Genomic DNA, 18,844 nt, shown 5'->3' with positions numbered 1-18,844 from the left:
ATACCTTGACATTTTTAATTAGCAGGTGTCTTGTTAAGCGGGATCTTTATCCTATTATCAACTGTTTTTTTTCTACTATTATTTAACTATTCATAAGGTTGCATAAGTGATGATATCACACTTAAGGAAGAAATTTGGCAACTCTGATTCAGGGTTGTATTGTCCTGATTTTAATGAGGTACAGCTTTCTTATATGTCTCGTTTTTTGCAATTTGATGTTGATCATGATAAAAGGCAAAACGTTGGTTTGCAGGCTGTTTTATCGTCTATGTTTCCTGTTACTGATAAAAGTAATGCGGTTACTTTAGAGTTCTTGAGTTATAGATTTGAACCAAGTAGGTATACAGTAAAAGAATGTAAGAGACGTGGCGTTACTTATTACGCAACCTTGATTGTTTCACTTCGTGCTAGGATATTGGATAATACAACAGACGAACTGAAGGAAAAAGCTGTCAAAGAGCAGGATATCGTTTTGTGCGACTTGCCCCTTATGACTGATGCTGGCACGTTTATCATAAATGGTGTTGAGAAGGTTGTTGTTTCTCAGATGCATAAATCTCCCGGTGTATTTTTTGATCATGATGGAGTGAAATCCGAATCAGTAAAAAACCAAAAATTACAATATTCTGCAAAAATTATACCTTACAGGGGGTCGTGGTTGGATTTTGAGTTTGATGCAAAAGATTTGATGTACTTTCGCATAGATAAAAGAAGGAAATTGCCCGTCACGGTGTTGCTTTCAGCGATTGGGATGACTGAGGCAGAGATATTATCTTTTTATTATATGTCGATTGAATATAATCTTGGGGATTTTGGTTGGTACACAAAATTGGACCCTAAGTTTGTTAAAGCGTCTATTTTGAAAAAAGATATTGTTAATGCTGATAATGGAGAAGTTCTTTTATCTGCTGGGGAGAGATTTACTCAGAGGGTTGCTTCTAGGTTTGTGTCAGCTGGTGTGAAAAATATACTAGTTGATATAAATGAATTGCAAGAGATGTATTTAGGTAAAGATGTACTAGATGATGAAGGTAATGTTATCGCGTCTGTGGGCACTATTCTTGATAATGAGATGGTTTCACAATTGTCTGAGAGTGTTAAAAATATAACAGTATTGAGAATTGATGAGGAGTATAGGGGGTTTATAGCGAATACATTGGCTACTACAAGACACTTAGATCAGGAAAATGCATTGATGGAGATATGTAAGGTTTTACGTCCTGGGGAGGTAGTTACGACTGAGGCTGGAAAATTTTTACTGGATAATCTCTTTTTTTCTCCTGGCAGGTATAACCTATCTCTTGTAGGGCGTGTAAAAATAAATTCTCGTTTGGGTTTGAATATACCTGAAAACACATTGCATCTGACTCATGATGATATAAAGCACACACTGCGTGTATTTGCTGATGTTGCAGACGGTAGAGGTAAAGTAGATGATATTGACCATCTAGGTGTAAGGCGTGTGAGAGTGCCTGGTGAGTTGGTAGAAAATCAATTTAGGCTTGGGTTGATGAGGGTAATTAAAGCTTTTTCAGAAAGAATATCTACATTGCCTGATATTGAGAGTGCTTCATTGCAGGATTTTCTTAACTCACGTTTGCTTTCTAATGCTATTAAAGAATTCTTTAATACGTCTCAGATGTGTCAGTTTATGGATCAGACTAATCCTTTAGCTGAAATTACTCATAAACGTAGATTGTCTGCTCTTGGACCTGGTGGAGTAAATAGAGAAAGAGCCGGGTTGGAAGTGAGGGATGTTCATACTACTCATTTTGGAAGAATATGTCCTGTTGAGACACCTGAGGGGCAAAATATTGGTTTGGTAAGTTCTTTGACTACGTTTGCTAGTGTCAATTGTCATGGTTTTATAGAAACTCCTTATTACAAAGTGCTTAATGGCAAGGTGACTAAGGAAATAGTTAAGCTTTCTGCCATAGAAGAAGAGCAATACAACATAGCTCATCTTGACGTTGCTAGAGATTCTGCAGGGGGGATACTTGCAGATGTGGTTGTGTGTAAGAGCGGAAGTGACACGGTTCATGTCAAGAAAGAGGATGTGCATTTTGTTGGATTAACAAGTATGCAGGTTGTATCATTAGCCACCTCTCTTATACCTTTTTTAGAAAATGATGACGCTCATAGAGCTTTGATGGGGGCTAACATGCAGCGGCAAGCTGTTCCTTTATTGAGGGCAGAGTCTCCGTTTGTTGGAACCGGTGTTGAAAGTGTAGCCTTAAGGGGAGCTGGTACTTCCGTGTATGCGCAGGAAGATGGTGTTGTAGAAAAAGTATGTAATAATAAGGTTATCGTTACGCCTGTGAGTGGGATGGGCGTTAAGACGTATCAACTAAGAAAATTGGAAAGATCAAACCATAGTACTTGTATCAACCAAATACCTATCGTTGCAGAAGGTCAAAAGGTGGTCAAAGGTCAGATGTTGGCTGCTGGGCCAAGTACAGAAGATGGAGATTTGGCGTTAGGGCGTAATGTGTTAATAGCATTTGCGTGTTTTAAAGGGTACACATTTGAAGACGCTGTTGTTATTTCTCAGCGATTGATCAAGGATGATGTTTTTACTTCTGTTCATATAGAAGAGTTTGAAATTGTGGTGCGAGATACGAGGTTTGGTCCAGAGGATATTACTCGCGATGTTCCAAATGTTGGTAGTGAGAAACTTTTACATTTAGATGAGAGCGGGGTTGTACATGTTGGTACAAGAGTTACGGCCGGAGATATACTAGTTGGTAAGGTGACGCCTAAGAGCGAATCTCCCGTTACTCCCGAAGAAAAGCTTCTCAGGGCAATTTTTGGAGAAAAAGCTTATGATGTCGCGGATTCATCTTTATATGTTCCTTCTGGTGTTAGTGGAGTAGTTGTTGATGTTAGGATGTTTTGTAGAAGGGGGGTTCAAAGGGACCAAAGATCCTTAATGTTTGTGAGAGAGCAAATTGATAAATTGCAGACTAATCATGATGATGAAATGTCTATCTTGGAAGGATTCGCTTTGCAGAAATTGAGAGGTCTCTTGCTTAATCAAGAGATAAAAGAGTGGCATGGTACTAAAATTGACGAAAAAGTTTGCTCTGCCATTGTTATGGATTCTATACCTGCTTCTAAATGGTGGGGTATTGTTCCTAAAAAAGAAGCAGTTCAGGATCAAATTCATGATCTAAAAAAATGGTACGATGATTTGATCAAGGGTTTAAGAGAGAAGTTGGAGATGGAAATAGAGAGGTTGCATGCAGGAGACGAATTACCTCAAGGGGCGCTAAAGGTTGTGAAGGTCTTTGTTGCTACTAAGTCTAAGTTGCAACCTGGTGACAAGATGTGTGGAAGGCATGGTAATAAGGGTGTCGTGTCTTGTGTTGTGCCGGAGGAAGATATGCCATTTTTGGAAGATGGTACAGTTGTGGATATAATACTAAATCCTTTGAGCATTCCTTCGCGTATGAACGTTGGACAGGTTCTTGAAACGCATCTTGGATGGGCAAGTGTAAATCTAGGTAAAAAGTTTTCACAGTTATTATCTGACAATTCGCCAGATAGAGTATCTTTTATCAGAAAACTTATTCGCGATATTTATGGTAGTCAGATGAATGAGGAGGTATTGTCTGATGCGGATGTTGTGCAGATGGCAGAAAGATTGCAAAAAGGGATATATTTTGCAACTCCTGTATTTGATGGAGCTAAAGCGGAAGACGTGAAGAATATGTTGGCTTTATCTGGAGTCAGTGTAACCGGTAAATCTAGATTGATTGATGGAGGTACAGGTGAATATATTGATCTTCCTGTTAATGTTGGGTATCAATACATACTTAAGCTGCATCATTTAGTAGATAACAAAGTTCATGCCCGTTCTGTTGGTCCTTATAGTCTAATTACACAGCAGCCTCTGGGTGGAAAGGTGCACTTTGGAGGGCAAAGATTGGGAGAGATGGAATGCTGGGCTCTGCAAGCATATGGGGCTGCTTACACGCTACAAGAGATGTTGACTGTCAAATCTGATGATGTAGTTGGGCGTGCAAAGGCGTATGAGGCTATTGCTAAAGGAGATAATACTTTCCAGTATGGTGTACCAGAATCGTTTAACGTGATGGTTAAGGAATTACAGTCTTTGTGCTTGAATATTCAGCTAGAAAAGGCTGGTGTTTCTGATGTGCAAGAAGAAAAAAAGTCATTAGAGGAAGGGGGGCAAGATGCCAGTAGCTTTGAGCAAGAGTCAATGTCTAATATTGAACACAAAGAGGATAAGAGAAGTGATTGTTGATGAGTATTGCAAGTTATAAGTTTTTCAGAAATTTTAGTTCATCTGTTATAGGTAATCTTTTGTATGTCTAGAAGTGGTTTAGGTTTTTTTGGCGATGAAAATCGTGTTGAAGGGGAGTTTAGTTCCATGAGAATAGGTATAGCTGGACCTGATACTATTAAATCTTGGTCATATGGGGAGGTTTTAAAACCAGAGACTATTAATTACAGGACGTTTAAACCTGAAAAGGGTGGTTTATTTTGCTCAAAAATATTTGGACCCGTAAAAGATTATGAATGCCTCTGTGGTAGATATAAAAGGATCAGATATCGTGGTATTGTGTGTCACAAATGTGGTGTAGAGGTGACTGTTTCTAGAGTAAGGAGAGAAAGGATGGGTCATATTACTCTTGCGGCTCCTGTTGCTCATGTTTGGTTTTTACGTTCTTTACCATCCCGTATTGGTGGTTTATTGAATATGTCTCTTAAGGATTTAGAGAAAATTTTATATTTTGAATCTCATGTCGTGATAGATTCTGGTGTGTCTCCTTTAGAGGTAGGTACGTTGTTAACAGAGGATGAGTTACAAGAGGCTAGAGATCAGTTCGGAGAAGAAGGGTTTGAAAGCTCTATTGGGGGAGAGGCTGTAGAAACTATGTTATCTAATTTAGATTTGGGTGAGTTGCAACTTAGTTTAAGGAAAGAATTAAGTAGTTGTGAATCTGAAATTAAGAGAAAGAAGATTGTAAAAAGATTAAAGATAGTAGAAAACTTTATTTCATCAAAGAATAAACCTGAATGGATGATGATAACAGTTCTACCTGTTATGCCTCCTGAGTTACGTCCTTTAGTTATGTTGGATGGGGGTAGGTTTGCTACTTCGGATCTTAATGATTTGTATAGAAGAGTTTTAAATCGTAATAATAGGCTAAAAAGATTATTGGCCTTGAAGGCTCCTGATATCATTATTTCCAATGAAAAGCGTATGCTACAAGAGGCTGTAGATGCTTTGCTGGATAATGGTAAGGGGGAAAAGGTAAAAGGTTCTAACAAAAGGCCTTTGAAGGCTATAGGAGATATGCTGAAGGGAAAAAGCGGCAGGTTTAGACAAAATTTGCTAGGTAAGCGTGTTGATTATTCTGGTAGGTCTGTAATTGTTGCCGGGCCTACATTAAAGTTGCATGAATGTGGTATTCCTAAAAACATGGCGTTGGAGTTATTTAAGCCGTTTTTATACTCGAAATTGACAGGTTATGGTATAGCAAGCAGTATTAAGGCTGCTAAAAAAATGGTGGAAAGTGGCCGCCCAGAAATATGGGATATGTTAGAAGAGGTCGTTAAAGGACATCCTGTGCTGTTGAACAGAGCTCCTACATTGCACAGATTGAGCGTACAGGCTTTTGAGCCTGTGTTGGTAGAAGGTAAGGCGATTACTTTACATCCTCTTGTATGTTTAGCTTTTAATGCTGACTTTGACGGAGATCAAATGGCTGTGCATGTACCTTTGTCTATAGAAGCTCAAATGGAGGCTAGGGTGCTTATGATGTCCACAAACAATATTATCAGTATCTCTAATGGACAGCCTGTAATTATGGCTGATAAAGATATAATATTGGGCATATTCTACCTTACAACTATGATAGGTAGTGATAAACAAAATTGCAAAATTTATGCTAGTATGCGTGATGTTGAGTATGCTCTTCATTATGGCGAGGTAAAACTGCATGACAAAATTAAGTATAAAATTGTGCAAAATGGCGTGTCTGAATTTGTTGTTACTACGCCAGGTAGATTGATTTTTAGTCGTATTTTACCGAGTGGAGATAAGATACCTTTTTCTGTGGTTAATAAAACTTTAACTAAAAGTGATATAGCGTTACTTATAAAAACCACCCATGATTTATATGGCACGAAAGAAACTGTTATTTTTGCTGATAATTTAATGGAAATAGGTTTCAAATATTCTGGTAGTTCTGGTTTATCTTTAGGTATGGGGGACATGGTGGCTCCGGCGTTTAAAGACAAATATGTGGCAGATACTCAACAACAAGTAGAAGAATTTGAGTCTCAGTATTACGACGGATTAATTACACAGGGTGAAAAGTATAACAAGGTTATTGATGCGTGGACTCACTGTACAGAGTTAGTAACTCAAGATTTGATCGAATCTATAAAGTACCAAGATAGTACTGATTCTATAGACAATCTTCATCCGATGTATGCTATGTCCACATCTGGAGCTAGAGGTTCTGTTACTCAGATAAAACAGATGTCTGGAATGAGGGGGTTGATTAATACTTCTTCTGGAAAAATTATAGAGGTCCCTATTACTTCCAATTTTAAGGAAGGTCTTACTGTGTCTGAGTATTTTAACTCTACTCATGGGTCAAGAAAAGGTCTTGCGGATACGGCTTTGAAAACAGCTAACTCTGGTTACCTTACTAGAAGGTTAGTTGATGTTGCTCTTAATTGCGTTGTTGTCGAAAAAGATTGTAAAACTGGTGTAGGAATAGAAGTTAGGGATTTGACCAGCTCTGGTGAAGTAGTAGTACCATTGATAGAGAGGTTAATGGGTAGAGTGCTTGCAAGTGATTTAAAAGATGTGAGAAGTGGTAAAATTATTTTAAATGGTGGGGGAGTTATTACAGAAGATGCTTTGGAGGTAATTAAAAATTCTGGTGTAAGAAGCGTTTATATTCGCTCTGCTTTAACGTGTGAAGCGAAAGATGGAATATGTGCTATGTGTTATGGTCTGGATTTATCTTCTGGTTCTATCGTAGCGGTAGGTGAAGCTGCCGGTGTAATAGCTGCACAGTCTATAGGTGAGCCTGGAACACAGTTAACTATGAGAACATTTCACATAGGAGGAGCTTCGACAAAAAAAGCAGAGTCGTCATATATTGATGCAAGTGTTTCGGGGACCGTGAAGATAATTGATGGTAATAGTGTAATAAATTCCGAAGGAGATGTTGTTGTACTAAGTAGAACTTGCAAGATAGCTATCATGGAACGTGGTTCTATAGAAATGGCGAAATATTTTGTTCCTTATGGGGCTCTATTACTTGTAAAAGATGGAGCAAAAGTGAAAACAGGAGAAAGGCTTTCTGAATGGGATCCGTACAATATTCCAATTATTTCTGAAGCAGAAGGAAAGGTGGTGTTTCATGATATCAAGCATGGCTATAACGTAAGTAGTAGTTTTGATGAATCTACTGGTATTTCTAGGTCTGTTGTGACAGATGTTGGAAGTAGTAGTAAATTGCAGCCGATGTTAGAGATTGTTTCTGACACAAAGCAATTTTCTTCTTACCTACCTATCAATTCTCTGTTACTTGTTGAAAATGAGGCTTTAGTTAAGGCTGGTGACATGTTGGCACGTATACCAAAAGAGTTTATGAAAAGCCGTGATATAACAGGAGGGTTGCCTCGTGTTTCCGATCTCTTTGAGGCAAGAAAGCCTAAAATTACTAGTATTATGGCAGGATGTGATGGATGTGTGGAGATCAAAGATGAATCTAGAGGAAAGAGAGTTATTGTTTTGACTAGTGAAGATGGGAAGAAAGTTTATGAATATAGCGTGTCTAAAGGTAGGCATATAGAATGTAGTAATGGTGAAAGAGTGCTGAAAGGATCCATTCTTGTAGATGGTTCTCCTTTGTTACAAGATATTTTGAGTATTAAAGGAACCGGAGCGTTGGCTGAATATATGATAAGAGAAGTTCAGTCTGTATACAGATTACAAGGAGTGAGAATAGATGATAAGCATATTGAAATAATAGTAAGGCAAATGTTACAAAAAATTAGGATTCTTGATGCGGGCGATACTACATTTTTGGTTGGAGAAAAAGTTGACAGAACAGAATTTGAAAATGTAAATTCAGATGTAGTAAAGCGAGGCGGAAGTGGTGCAGAAGGTGAGGTTATAATTTCTGGTATTACAAAGGCCGCTACACAAAATATTTCATTTATTTCTTCAGCCGCATTCCAAGAAACTACTAGAGTTTTGACGGAGGCTGCTGTATCTGGCAAAGTAGACTGTTTAAAGAGCATTAAAGAAAGTGTTATTACAGGTAGACTAATTCCAGCTGGAACTGGTTTTTATTCTAGGAAGGTTAAAGGTGGTTAATAATAATTAATTATGATAATATGACCGCTATCGAATTTAAGTTTAATTAGACACCACGAAATTATGGGTAATGTTACTCTTGTATCTGCGGAGAGAGAGAAAGAAGGAGATTTGCTGAAGCGTTATTTGGGTGATGTAAGGAAGGCACTTATCGTTGTCTTCTTCTTTTCTCTTATAGTGAATATGCTCTCATTAATTACTCCTCTTTATTCTTTGCAAGTGTTGGATAGGGTTATTGGTAGTGGTAACAGGGCTACGTTGTTGATGCTGTCCCTTATCATGGCAATGGTGCATTGTGTTTTGGGCATGCTACAAGTGGCACGTTCTTTTACTTTGATTAAGATAGGTAAGTGGCTTGATGTAAAAGTTTCTTACTTAATTTTCAAGAAGGTGATAGTTGCTGAGGCAAGGACTAAGACTTTACAAAGTGGACAGACTTTAAGAGATTTCCAGACTGTGAAAATTTTCTTAACTAGTGCTGGTATAAACGCCATATTTGACGCTCCTTGGACTGTTCCCTATTTGGTAGTTTTGTATATGATACACCCTTATATGTGTATCATTGCTGTGGTTGGTGCGGTATTGATAATATTTTTTGCATTTCTCAATAGCATTATCACTAAGGCAAAATTACGTGAGTCCTCTGATCATATGAATAAGAGTGTTGCACGCTTAGAGATCGCTTCTAGGAATGCCGAAGTAGTGGAGGCTATGGGAATGGTGAATAATGTTGCAGAATTTTGGAAGTTGGCTCAGAAGGCAGCTTTGGAGAGCCAAAGTGTTGCAAGTTATAGGAATGGTATTATCTCGAATGTTTCTGCGTTTATTAGAAGTTTGCTGCAAATGTTTGTAACTGGCGTTGCTGCATATGTAGTGGTAACTACTCAAGAGATGACAACAGGTGGGATGATCGCTAGTTCTATTTTAGTTGGGAAGGCTTTAGCTCCATTTAATAATTTTGTTGGTTTGTGGCAAAGTCTTAATGATGCTGTTAAAGCATATAAGCGTGTAGATAATGTACTTTCTCATGCTGATCCTCGTAGTGATGTTGCTCCTGTCCCTATAGAAAACGGTATAATTGTTATCGAGAGGGTATATTTTGCCTATCCTGGACAGGTGGGTAGTTACGTATTGCAAGATGTATCTTTTATGGTAGAGCAGGGAGAGGTGTTAGCAATTATAGGAAGTAGTGCTAGTGGTAAATCTACCCTTGCTAGATTGTTAACTGGTGTGTGGGTACCTACTTATGGTGTTGTGAAAATTGATGGGTTGGAAGCGCACAAGCATCATAGAGATGTGTTGGGGCCGGAAATAGGGTACTTGCCTCAAGACGTACAGCTATTTAATGGATCTGTTGCGCAAAATATAGCTCGTATGAAACCTCATTTTTCAATTGATGAGGTAGTAAAAGCAGCTAAGATGTCGGGAGCTCATGAGTTGATAACAAATTTAAGTGATGGATATAATACTGATATCGGTGTTGCTGGGGCAAGATTGTCTGGTGGGCAACGTCAGAGAGTTGCTCTTGCAAGGGCGTTTTTTGGTAACCCAAAAATCTTGGTATTAGATGAACCGAATGCCAGCCTTGATGTTGCTGGTGAAGATGCTTTATCTTCTGCAGTTAGGACTGCAAAGCATCATGGTGTTGCCATTGTTGTTATTTCACATAGGCATTCAATTTTATCTGTTGCGGATAAAGTATTAGTTTTGAATAAGGGAATTGTGACATCCTACGGTCCGGTACAAGACGTACTGCCTAAATCCTAATGTGTAGAAATCATGGAAAACACTAAAGCAAAGAAGCGTAAAACTACGTTAGTGCGTCAAATGCAATTGTACGCTCGTAGACATACTAGAAGTTTAGTAAAATTAGCTGGTAAAAGTGCAGTATTTGTGGATCAATGCGCTTGTTTTATCGTCAATAGAGATACAGCTTCAATAGGAGAGGTGATGATATACGCTAGAGCTCCTATAATGTTTGGTGTATATGTAGTTTTAATTTTTGTTTTTTGTGGCGGTTTATGGGCATCTTTGGCGCCATTAGATAGTGCAGCTCATGCTTCTGGGTTAGTAAAATTTGAGGCAAATAAGCAAAGGATACAGCATCATAAAGGAGGTAAAGTTGAAGAGTTTTGTGTATTACAAGGCGATTACGTGAGTTCTGGTCAGGTTTTATTAGAGCTTGCATGTACAGATGATAAAGTAAATTACTCTTTGTGTCTTGAGAGGTATTTGGATTGTATTGCTCTAGAAAATAGGCTTGTAGCACAAAGAGACGGGCTAGATGAAATTAATTTTGATAGGATTTTGTTAAAGAATGCAAAGAACCCTTTAGTATCTAAGTTTATTGATGTTCAGACAAAAATTTTCAAGGAAATGGAAGGTATAATGAACAACCACTTAATGCTGTTAGATCAAGAATTTTCCAAATGCAGTAAGAAATTAGATTCTGCTAAGTCTACAAAAATATCTTATCTGCAAAATATTAAAGTAACTAAGGAACGCTTGAATGTTAATGAAGAGTTAGAAAAAGAGGGGTTTGTTGCAAAAATGACTGCAGCTACGGCTGAGGCTGAACATGAGAAGGCAAAGGCGGATCTTGCGTCTATAAATTCTGAGATTATGGTTTTAGAAAAGGAATTAATATGCTCGAAATTACGAAAGCAAGATGTACGTAATAGGAGATTTGAAGAAGTATTGAAAGAGCTAAAAGAAGTAAAGGTGCGTCTTACAGAGGCAAAAGAAAGGTATGATGTTGCAAGGGAGTATTTAGAAGAAAGGTTTGTTAAGGCTCCTATTTCTGGCATAGTGAACTTTGTTACACAAGATTCTGTTATAAATCCAGGTGGTTTTGTTGCTGAAGTTACTCCTACTGATGGTGAAATGATTGTTGAGGCTAAAATTAACCCACAGCATATAGATGCTGTTAGAGTAGGGCAAGTTTCTAAAATACGTTTTGTGGCTTTTAAAACTCGTACTTCCCCTGTTTTTCATGGAGAAGTGGTTTCGATTTCTCCTAACATTGTTGTAGAAAATGTCGGCATGCAGCAGCAATATGCTTATGTTGCAAAAATCAAGATGGATCAAAAAGAATTAGATGCTTTCCTTATTCCAAGAGGTATGAAGATTGTGCCTGGAATGTTTGCAGATATCCAAATTGTGACTGGTACAAGAACTATGTTACGATACTTGCTGGATCCTATTTTAGATCAGGCATTTTCAGCTATGGTAGAGAGGTAAAGGGGACAATTGCAAATTGATCGAATTAAGATAATAACTAACTAACAAGCAAGATTATGAAATGTACACTTAATTATTTAAGAAAGTTGTATTTTTTGTCTGTTGCTATACTTGCCCTTTCTATTGCGTTTTATAAATCGAGCGCTACGATTTCGTGCAGTGTTGCTCCTTCATTTAGTATTATGATTAAAGGGGATGGTTATGATTTCCATCGTCAGAAGCTCTTATGTCCTGGCGTTACAGGAAAAGTAACTGACATATATCGTGCACGTGAATATATGACTACCTTTGATCTGGAGATGAGTTCTAGTTTTAGTGTTCTAGAAGCTGGAGTGGGAGCATCTACTGGTGGTGTTTTAAAATTCTTAGAAATAAATAGACTGAAAGCATTAAAAGATGAGGGGCATAAATTGGCGTACGTGGCTCCTTACATTTTAGGTCGGTGTTATTTGCCATGGATGAGTAATGTTTATATAGGAGGTAAAATAGGTCCTGCTATATGTGTACACCCTAATAACAGAGGCTCCACTCCATTTGGCTTTCAAAAAAAAGATGATACCAGTGTCTTAAATAATGATTATGGTATCTTTTGTGCTTTTGAGATGGGGGTTAAATTTTCTGTAGGTATGGCGTCTGTTTCTTTTACCCCAGTATTACTTAGGCTAATTAAGTGTAAAGATTTTTATGCCTTTGTGCCAGGTATAGGAGTTTCCCTGTCGATATTATGACTAGAGATATTTTTTATAATCTGTCGACAGAGATATCTGATGTGGGAAAACATACACAAAAGAAAAACAAGGTTGCGGAGGCAGGATTCGAACCTACGACCTTTAGGTTATGAGCCTAACGAGCTACCAAACTGCTCCACTCCGCGGCATTTGCCCTTAGTTTCTAACATGAAAACCACGCTTACTCAAGGCTAAAATCCTAGGTCCTTATATTTTTTCTGAAATTTATTAACAACGCTGCTCTGAGAGCCTGCATCTACTACTCCCTTCTTAGTCCAGGCAGGGTGTTGTCTAAAGTCTACATCCATAAAAAGTGTCTTTTTACTGCTAGTAGACATAGTCTTGAATTCATCCTTACCAATTTTAACTGTGATCTCTGAATACTCAGGATGTATATTTTTTTTCATAACGCATATTAACTCTTCAGCGGATTGTGGGTCCTACTGTTGTTTATCTATAATTTTTTGTATTTTTATCCCGTGGAGCAATTTTTTTAGTTTACGAGCCTTGTTAGAGAGAAAAGAGTCCTTTGTATTTAAAAGATACGTGTCTAATCCTCCTTTTATTTCTACTGATTTAATTGCTGTTGTAGCTACACGAAGCTTAATTTTCAACCCTAGCGTATCACTCACAAAGCGTTTATTTTGCAAATTCGGCAGGAATGTTCTTTTTGTTTTTCTTTCAGAATGAGATACATTGTGTCCATGCAGGACACTTTTTGCAGTGAGCTCGCAACGTCTTGTCATGATTGTCCTAATTGTCCTACAAAATGTATAAAAAAGCTAACAAATAGTACATAATAAAGAACATATGGTCAAGAGAGCTTTCAATGAATGATAATATGTGTATTACAGAGCAATTTAAGATTAAATATGGGTATTATGATCTTAATCCCTTAATGCGTCAGTATGTTGAGGTTAAATATAAGTGTCAAGATAGTCTGTTACTTTTCCGTTTAGGAGATTTTTACGAATTGTTTTTTGAAGATGCTGTAACAGCTAGCAAAATATTAGGTGTTGTGTTAACTAGTAGGGATAAAAGCACGGGTGAAATTCCTATGTGTGGTATACCTTTCCACTCTTTAGATAATCACCTTTGTAAACTTGTCAAATCTGGTCATACCGTAGCATTGTGTGAACAAACAGAATCTCCTTTAGAGGCTAAGAAAAAACGTGGTAGCAAGGCTTTAGTTAATAGAAAGATAGTAAGGATATTTACTCCTGGTACTATTATAGAAGAGTCTATGATTGATACATCGTTACCTAATTATCTTGTATGTGTGGTTTATGATGCAAAGTTGCGTAAGTGTGCAATTTGCTTTCTAGATTTTGGTGTGCGTGAGATTGGTGTTTTTGAGGTTGAGGTAGCTGAGTGTTTGCAAGAGCTTGAGAAGTTACAGCCTAAAGAGTTGATAATGAGGAAAGGAGATATTGAATTAGATGAGTTTAAAGAGATATATGATATATACAAACAAAAATTGGTAATTTATTCCAACAGTTATTTTGATTATCTAAAATCTGTAAGAACGATAGAGGATTTTTACTCTGTTTCTTCTTTAAGTTTTATGGGAGAAGTAAGTAAGTTCCAAATATCTGCACTTGGAGGAGTATTGTCTTATATTGGTTTAGTTGATACCAATAAGATCAATCTTCCTTTTCCAAAACTAATGGGGAATGATGATCTAATGCGTATTGACGTATCTACCCAGCGTAACTTAGAAATAGTGTCTTCTAGAACTTCTGGTGTAAGTCTTTTTAGTATTTTAAACTGCACGCTTACAAAAGGAGGGAGTAGACTACTTTTTAAATATCTTAAAAATCCTTCTGCAAATGAGGTTGTTATAAATAATAGATTACAATTGACTCAGTTTTTATACTTAAGAGTTGAATTGTTGGATAAGTTACGTAACTACCTTAATTGTATATCTGATTTAGATAGAGTGTTGACTAGGATTTTTATGAATAAGATGGTGTTAAGGGATTTTTTAAGTCTGCGTAATAGTTTGTTAGCAGCTTTGAAGATGAAGGAGTTAATTTTTAAGCAATGTGGTTCCGATATACCTACTTTGTTAAGAGAGTTGTTGTGTAACCTGAAGGTTAATGTATCAGTAATAGATGAAATAACGTCAGCTATTCAGGTAAAAGATTTATCATCTACATCTTCTTCAGAATGTTTTATCAATCCTTCTTACCATTCTAAATTAGGGGAATTAAATGAGGAGCTAAAAAGCGCTATCGCCGAACAAAATTCGCTACGTGTTAAGTATATTGCTATGACTGGCATAGACAGCATAAAGATTCAGCATAACAACATTATAGGTATTTTTTTAGAAGTGCCAGTAAAGCACGCAAGTAAGGTGAGTTCTTATTTTACTCACAGACAAACGACTGTTAATCATGTTAGATTTTCTACTGCTGAATTGACTGATTTAGAGCAAAAGATGGCGCTGTTAAGACAGCAATTAATGTCTGTAGAACAATTGGTAATAGATAATTTAGCATGTCTTGTACGGCAAGAAGAAGGTGCAATCAATTCTGTTGCTAGCGGTGTATCAATGTTAGATGTTTTTATAGCTTTTGCAAAAAAAGCTATAGATGAAAATTATGTCATGCCTTTAGTGCAAAAACAATGTGCAACAATGATTAGACAGGGGCGTCATCCAGTTGTAGAGAAAGTAATGTCAGAGAAGGCTTCTCATTTTGTGCCAAATGACTGCTATTTTACAGATCATGAGCGTGTTTTTGTCATTACAGGGCCTAATATGGGGGGCAAAAGTACCTTTATGAGACAGGTAGCTTTGATAGTTTTAATGGCTCAGATAGGCTCTTTTGTTCCTGCTCGATCTGCTATTATTCAGGTCGTGGATAAATTGTTTTGCCGTATAGGAGCAGGAGATGATTTAGCAATGGGGCAGTCTACCTTTATGCTAGAAATGTGTGAAACTGCCGCTATCTTATCACATGCTACAGAACGCTCTCTTGTTATTTTAGATGAAGTAGGGCGTGGAACTTCTACTTATGACGGTATTTCTATTGCTGGGTCGTGTCTTGAATATATATCGAAACACATTGGATCTAGATGCCTCTTTGCTACGCATTATCAAGAACTAACACAATTATCTGAATCTTTGCCAAATGTTGTGAATTATACTTTGTGTGTTAGAGAAAGTGAAAACTCTGTATCCTTTTTATATTCTGTGCAAAAGGGTATAGCTGATAAATCTTATGGTATTCATGTTGCTCAAATTGCTGGCGTCCCTAAGGAAATTGTAGATAGAGCAAAAGCATTATTAACTATTTTACAAAATCAAGGGTCTGTGCTTAATTTGAAAGAATGAATCTTATTATCTTGATAATAACTTCAATAGTGTCTTGTTTAGATTCTTTCAATGTTCACTTATTTGAGTGATTTGTAAAAATGTTTTCTTTTGTCTATTGAATTTTTAAATTTGGTTTCTATATGAAGCCGTTGACGATGTATTGGTGAATCTTGTTTCTTCGCTGATATTCATGATTTAAATAGTAAATAAAATAACAGGTTACATATGGCAAAAAGTGTAGAACCTCTTTATGAACGAGTTGCAGTTGAGCCACTTGAGCAAGAAGAAAAAACACAAGGAGGGATAATTATTCCTGATACAGTAAAAGATAAGCCAATTAGAGGTACAGTTGTGGCTGTGGGTTGTGGTTATAGATCTGATGATGGAAAAATTTTACCTCTGATGGTTAAAGTGGGTGATTTAGTTACTTACGCAAAATGGGGAGGTAATGAAATAGAGTTGAATGGAAAAAAAGTTGTTATTTTGAAAGAGTCCGACATATTAGCTGTAATGCGTGATTGATCGTACTTTTGAGTAAGAACTTGTAATTAATTGATATTAAAAATATAGAAGAAGGTGATTTTATATGTCAGCAAAGTTGATACATTATGACGCGGTTGCGCGTGAACGTATGCTAAAAGGGTTAGACGCTCTAGCAGACGCTGTGAAAGTGACTTTAGGCCCGAGAGGTCGTAATGTTATAATAGAGCAGTCCTACGGTGCTCCTAAGATTACAAAAGATGGTGTAACTGTGGCGAAGTCTATAGAGTTTGAGGATAAAGTAGAAAATGTTGGAGCTCAGTTGGTAAAAGCTGTAGCAAGCAAGACAGCAGACATAGCTGGAGATGGAACGACAACTTCCACTGTTTTGACTCAAGCAGCAGTTAGAGAAGCTCAAAAGCATATAGCTGCAGAGCGTAATCCGATGGACTTGAAAAGAGGTTTTGATTTGGCGGCTCAAGCGATTTCGAAAGAAATAGATTCTATCAGAAAGCAAATTAGCTCTAGAGATGAGATAGAGCAAGTGGCTACTATTTCTGCAAATGGAGATAAAGAAATAGGGGGTAAGATAGCTTACGCTATGGAAAAAGTTGGTAAGGAAGGTGTTATTACGGCAGATGAAGGTAAGGGAGTTGAGTCCGAACTAGAAGTAGTGGAAGGTATGATGTTCGATAGAGGCTACATATCTCCTTACTTTGTTACTAATTCAGAGAAAATGGTGGTGGAGCTAGAAAGACCGTATATTTTGATAGTAGATAAGAAACTCACGGCGTTGCAGCCAATGATCAAGTTGCTTGAAGGTGTAGTGCAATCAGGAAGACCTTTGTGTATTATTGCTGAGGATGTTGAGGGAGAAGCCCTTGCTACGTTAGTTGTCAACAAATTAAGAGGCGGTCTCAAGGTTGCTGCAATCAAGGCTCCCGGATTTGGTGACAGAAGGAATGCTATGCTTGAGGATATTGCTGTGTTAACTGCTGGTCAGGTGATTACGGAAAATATTGGGGTGACCTTAGAAAGTGTGAACTTAGGTATGCTTGGTAGCGCAGGTAAGGTGGTTATTACAAAAGATAGTACTACTATTGTTGATGGTGCTGGAGATAAAGCTAATATAGAGACCAGGATTAATCAGATACGTAATCAGATTGAAGAATCAGATTCTGATTATGACAAAGAAAAACTGCAGGAGCGGCTTGCAAAACTTTCAGGTGGTGTTGCTGTATTAAAGATAGGAGGACATACTGAAGTAGAAGTGAAGGAAAAAAAAGATAGAGTAGAGGACGCATTACATGCAACAAGAGCTGCAGTGGAAGAGGGTATCGTACCTGGAGGAGGTGTTGCTCTGTTTTACGCTGCTAAAGTGTTAGATGAGTTAGAAGGTGATAATGAAGATCAGACAGTTGGAGTGAAAATTTTGCAAAAGGCATTACAGGCACCTCTGCGTCAAATTGTTGAGAATGCAGGGTGTGAAAGTTCTGTTGTAGTTGCAAAGCTTGCGGACGGTGATGATCATAATATGGGATTTGACGCGCAAGAGTTGAAGTATGTTGATATGCTGAAATCTGGAATAGTTGATCCTGCTAAAGTGGTGAAAATTGCTTTAAATGACGCTGTTTCTATCGCTGGTTTGATAATTACTACCTCTGCGGTGATAGCAGACAAGGCTGAACCTAAATCAGATGCAGGTGGCGGACATAGAATGCCTGGCGGAGGAGGTATGCCTTCTGATATGGGTTTTTAAGATAAAAGGATAAAAGGATAAAAGGGGGCCGAGTTGTTGTAGTGCATATTACGCCCCTTTTGTCTTATCTGAAATACTCTTTTGCGTGTCAATCTTGTATAAAATTGTCTACAACCAAATTTCTAGTGATAGATGCTTAATGCTTTGTTGATAATGTTATTTTCAATGTAGCATTTCTTTTATACAATGCTTCTGTTGGCTCTCTTTATTGGTTTTGCAAAGGGGAACTTAGCTTGCTGGCTTTGTATATTTTTTTACTTTCTGTCCAATGCGATTGAATACTTTTTAGGCTTTGTGTTACGTCGTTCTTGTTTTTTAGCACTAAAAATAAACAGTGAATATATTTGTCACTAGTCCTTGCCCTCGTGCTTGTGCAGAATCTTTAGATGATAGAAGAGTAGTAAAGATGATCTTAGAAAGTGCTCAAATGCTTAGCACATCTATACACATACATTCTAACATAACTCATGATGACATTTATCGAAAAACGCATGTAAATCATCCATGTACTTTATGGGCTTCTAAAAGCTCAGATAATTGGCGATGGTTGTTTCTGCATATGAAGTATTTGTGTGAAGAATACACTTTACGTTACAACAAAATTCATCGTTCTAGCACGTTGATGGAAAAATTATGGTTATATCATAAGATGTATTTGCCACGTTCTTCAATAACACCGTTTGTTAATTGTGCACGTTCGGAAGCGTTGGGCCTGGATTTTTCTTGTGAGCCAAATGTACATTTTGCATACATTTGTTACTTGATACAAAAGTATCGCATCAGTAAAAGAGTGCCCACGTGGACGCACAGAGCTTCTCCTATTTGGTGGCAAAAAGCATCTGAAAATAAACATGCTATTTCATTAACTACAGATCAGGTGTAAAAATATTCATGTTTGTCTAACAACAAAGATATAGCTTGTGTATAACGGCTTTTCTACGTGATTT

Annotated in this window: 11 protein-coding genes and 1 tRNA gene; 9 read left to right on the top strand and 3 right to left on the bottom strand. The window is 37.4% G+C overall.

The genetic code is table 11. The features are described from left to right. Positions 1-109 precede the first annotated feature (109 nt). The 5 genes from rpoB (at position 110) to FZC37_RS00205 (ending at position 12,339) form a co-directional block, all read left to right on the top strand. Entirely contained in the window at positions 110-4,267 is a 4,158-nt protein-coding gene (gene rpoB, locus FZC37_RS00225; RefSeq protein WP_148952234.1) for a DNA-directed RNA polymerase subunit beta, read from the top strand. A gap of 63 nt (positions 4,268-4,330) precedes the next feature. Next, positions 4,331-8,371 carry a DNA-directed RNA polymerase subunit beta' gene (gene rpoC, locus FZC37_RS00220; protein ID WP_148951735.1) on the top strand — a complete coding sequence of 1,347 codons (4,041 nt, stop codon included), beginning with the start codon at positions 4,331-4,333 and terminating at the stop codon, positions 8,369-8,371. 63 nt (positions 8,372-8,434) lie between these two features. Then, complete coding sequence (locus FZC37_RS00215) at positions 8,435-10,138, top strand: type I secretion system permease/ATPase (protein ID WP_148951734.1); 1,704 nt, start codon at positions 8,435-8,437, stop codon at positions 10,136-10,138. A gap of 12 nt (positions 10,139-10,150) precedes the next feature. Next, positions 10,151-11,611: an HlyD family type I secretion periplasmic adaptor subunit gene (locus FZC37_RS00210; protein WP_148951733.1), complete on the top strand. Its 1,461-nt coding sequence runs from the start codon at positions 10,151-10,153 to the stop codon at positions 11,609-11,611. 56 nt (positions 11,612-11,667) lie between these two features. Next, positions 11,668-12,339, top strand: coding sequence for a hypothetical protein (locus FZC37_RS00205; protein ID WP_148951732.1), 672 nt, complete (start codon positions 11,668-11,670; stop codon positions 12,337-12,339). A 72-nt stretch (positions 12,340-12,411) separates the two neighbouring features. Here FZC37_RS00205 and FZC37_RS00200 read toward each other — a convergent pair. The 3 genes from FZC37_RS00200 to rpmB all read right to left on the bottom strand — a co-directional run bounded on the left by FZC37_RS00200 (position 12,412) and on the right by rpmB (position 13,085). Next, positions 12,412-12,485, bottom strand: a tRNA-Met gene (locus tag FZC37_RS00200). Positions 12,486-12,530: 45 nt separating this feature from the next. Continuing rightward, positions 12,531-12,746: a 50S ribosomal protein L31 gene (gene rpmE, locus FZC37_RS00195; RefSeq protein ID WP_148951731.1), complete on the bottom strand. Its 216-nt coding sequence runs from the start codon at positions 12,744-12,746 to the stop codon at positions 12,531-12,533. 33 nt (positions 12,747-12,779) lie between these two features. Further along, positions 12,780-13,085 carry a 50S ribosomal protein L28 gene (gene rpmB / locus FZC37_RS00190; RefSeq protein WP_148951730.1) on the bottom strand — a complete coding sequence of 102 codons (306 nt, stop codon included), beginning with the start codon at positions 13,083-13,085 and terminating at the stop codon, positions 12,780-12,782. An 83-nt stretch (positions 13,086-13,168) separates the two neighbouring features. Between rpmB and mutS the strand changes: the two genes are divergently transcribed. From mutS to FZC37_RS00170, 4 genes are all read left to right on the top strand, one after another. Continuing rightward, entirely contained in the window at positions 13,169-15,676 is a 2,508-nt protein-coding gene (gene mutS, locus FZC37_RS00185; RefSeq protein ID WP_148951729.1) for a DNA mismatch repair protein MutS, read from the top strand. Between the two features lie 207 nt (positions 15,677-15,883). Beyond that, positions 15,884-16,180 (top strand): co-chaperone GroES, encoded by a 297-nt coding sequence (locus tag FZC37_RS00180; RefSeq protein ID WP_148951728.1) that lies wholly within the window; start codon positions 15,884-15,886, stop codon positions 16,178-16,180. A 64-nt stretch (positions 16,181-16,244) separates the two neighbouring features. Continuing rightward, a complete protein-coding gene (gene groL / locus FZC37_RS00175) occupies positions 16,245-17,897 on the top strand; it encodes a chaperonin GroEL (protein ID WP_148951727.1) in 1,653 nt (550 codons plus the stop codon). A 334-nt stretch (positions 17,898-18,231) separates the two neighbouring features. Further along, positions 18,232-18,780: a pyrimidine dimer DNA glycosylase/endonuclease V gene (locus tag FZC37_RS00170; RefSeq protein ID WP_148951726.1), complete on the top strand. Its 549-nt coding sequence runs from the start codon at positions 18,232-18,234 to the stop codon at positions 18,778-18,780. The last annotated feature ends 64 nt before the right edge of the window (positions 18,781-18,844 follow it).

It is taken from the genome of Candidatus Sneabacter namystus, assembly GCF_008189685.1.
Classification (GTDB): Bacteria; Pseudomonadota; Alphaproteobacteria; order Rickettsiales; family Rickettsiaceae; genus Sneabacter; species Sneabacter namystus.
The sequence above is the reverse complement of the archived record's forward strand: the minus strand, read 5'-3'. Positions and strand labels throughout refer to the sequence as shown.

Excerpts from the sequence above, each read along its gene's own strand:
- FZC37_RS00205 (WP_148951732.1), top strand. The coding sequence starts at position 11,668 with ATGAAATGTACACTTAATTATTTAAGAAAGTTGTATTTTTTGTCTGTT.
- FZC37_RS00180 (WP_148951728.1), top strand. The coding sequence starts at position 15,884 with ATGGCAAAAAGTGTAGAACCTCTTTATGAACGAGTTGCAGTTGAGCCA.
- rpmB (WP_148951730.1), bottom strand. The coding sequence starts at position 13,085 with ATGACAAGACGTTGCGAGCTCACTGCAAAAAGTGTCCTGCATGGACAC.
- rpmE (WP_148951731.1), bottom strand. The coding sequence starts at position 12,746 with ATGAAAAAAAATATACATCCTGAGTATTCAGAGATCACAGTTAAAATT.
- groL (WP_148951727.1), top strand. The coding sequence starts at position 16,245 with ATGTCAGCAAAGTTGATACATTATGACGCGGTTGCGCGTGAACGTATG.
- FZC37_RS00215 (WP_148951734.1), top strand. The coding sequence starts at position 8,435 with ATGGGTAATGTTACTCTTGTATCTGCGGAGAGAGAGAAAGAAGGAGAT.
- mutS (WP_148951729.1), top strand. The coding sequence starts at position 13,169 with ATGAATGATAATATGTGTATTACAGAGCAATTTAAGATTAAATATGGG.
- rpoC (WP_148951735.1), top strand. The coding sequence starts at position 4,331 with ATGTCTAGAAGTGGTTTAGGTTTTTTTGGCGATGAAAATCGTGTTGAA.
- rpoB (WP_148952234.1), top strand. The coding sequence starts at position 110 with ATGATATCACACTTAAGGAAGAAATTTGGCAACTCTGATTCAGGGTTG.
- FZC37_RS00210 (WP_148951733.1), top strand. The coding sequence starts at position 10,151 with ATGGAAAACACTAAAGCAAAGAAGCGTAAAACTACGTTAGTGCGTCAA.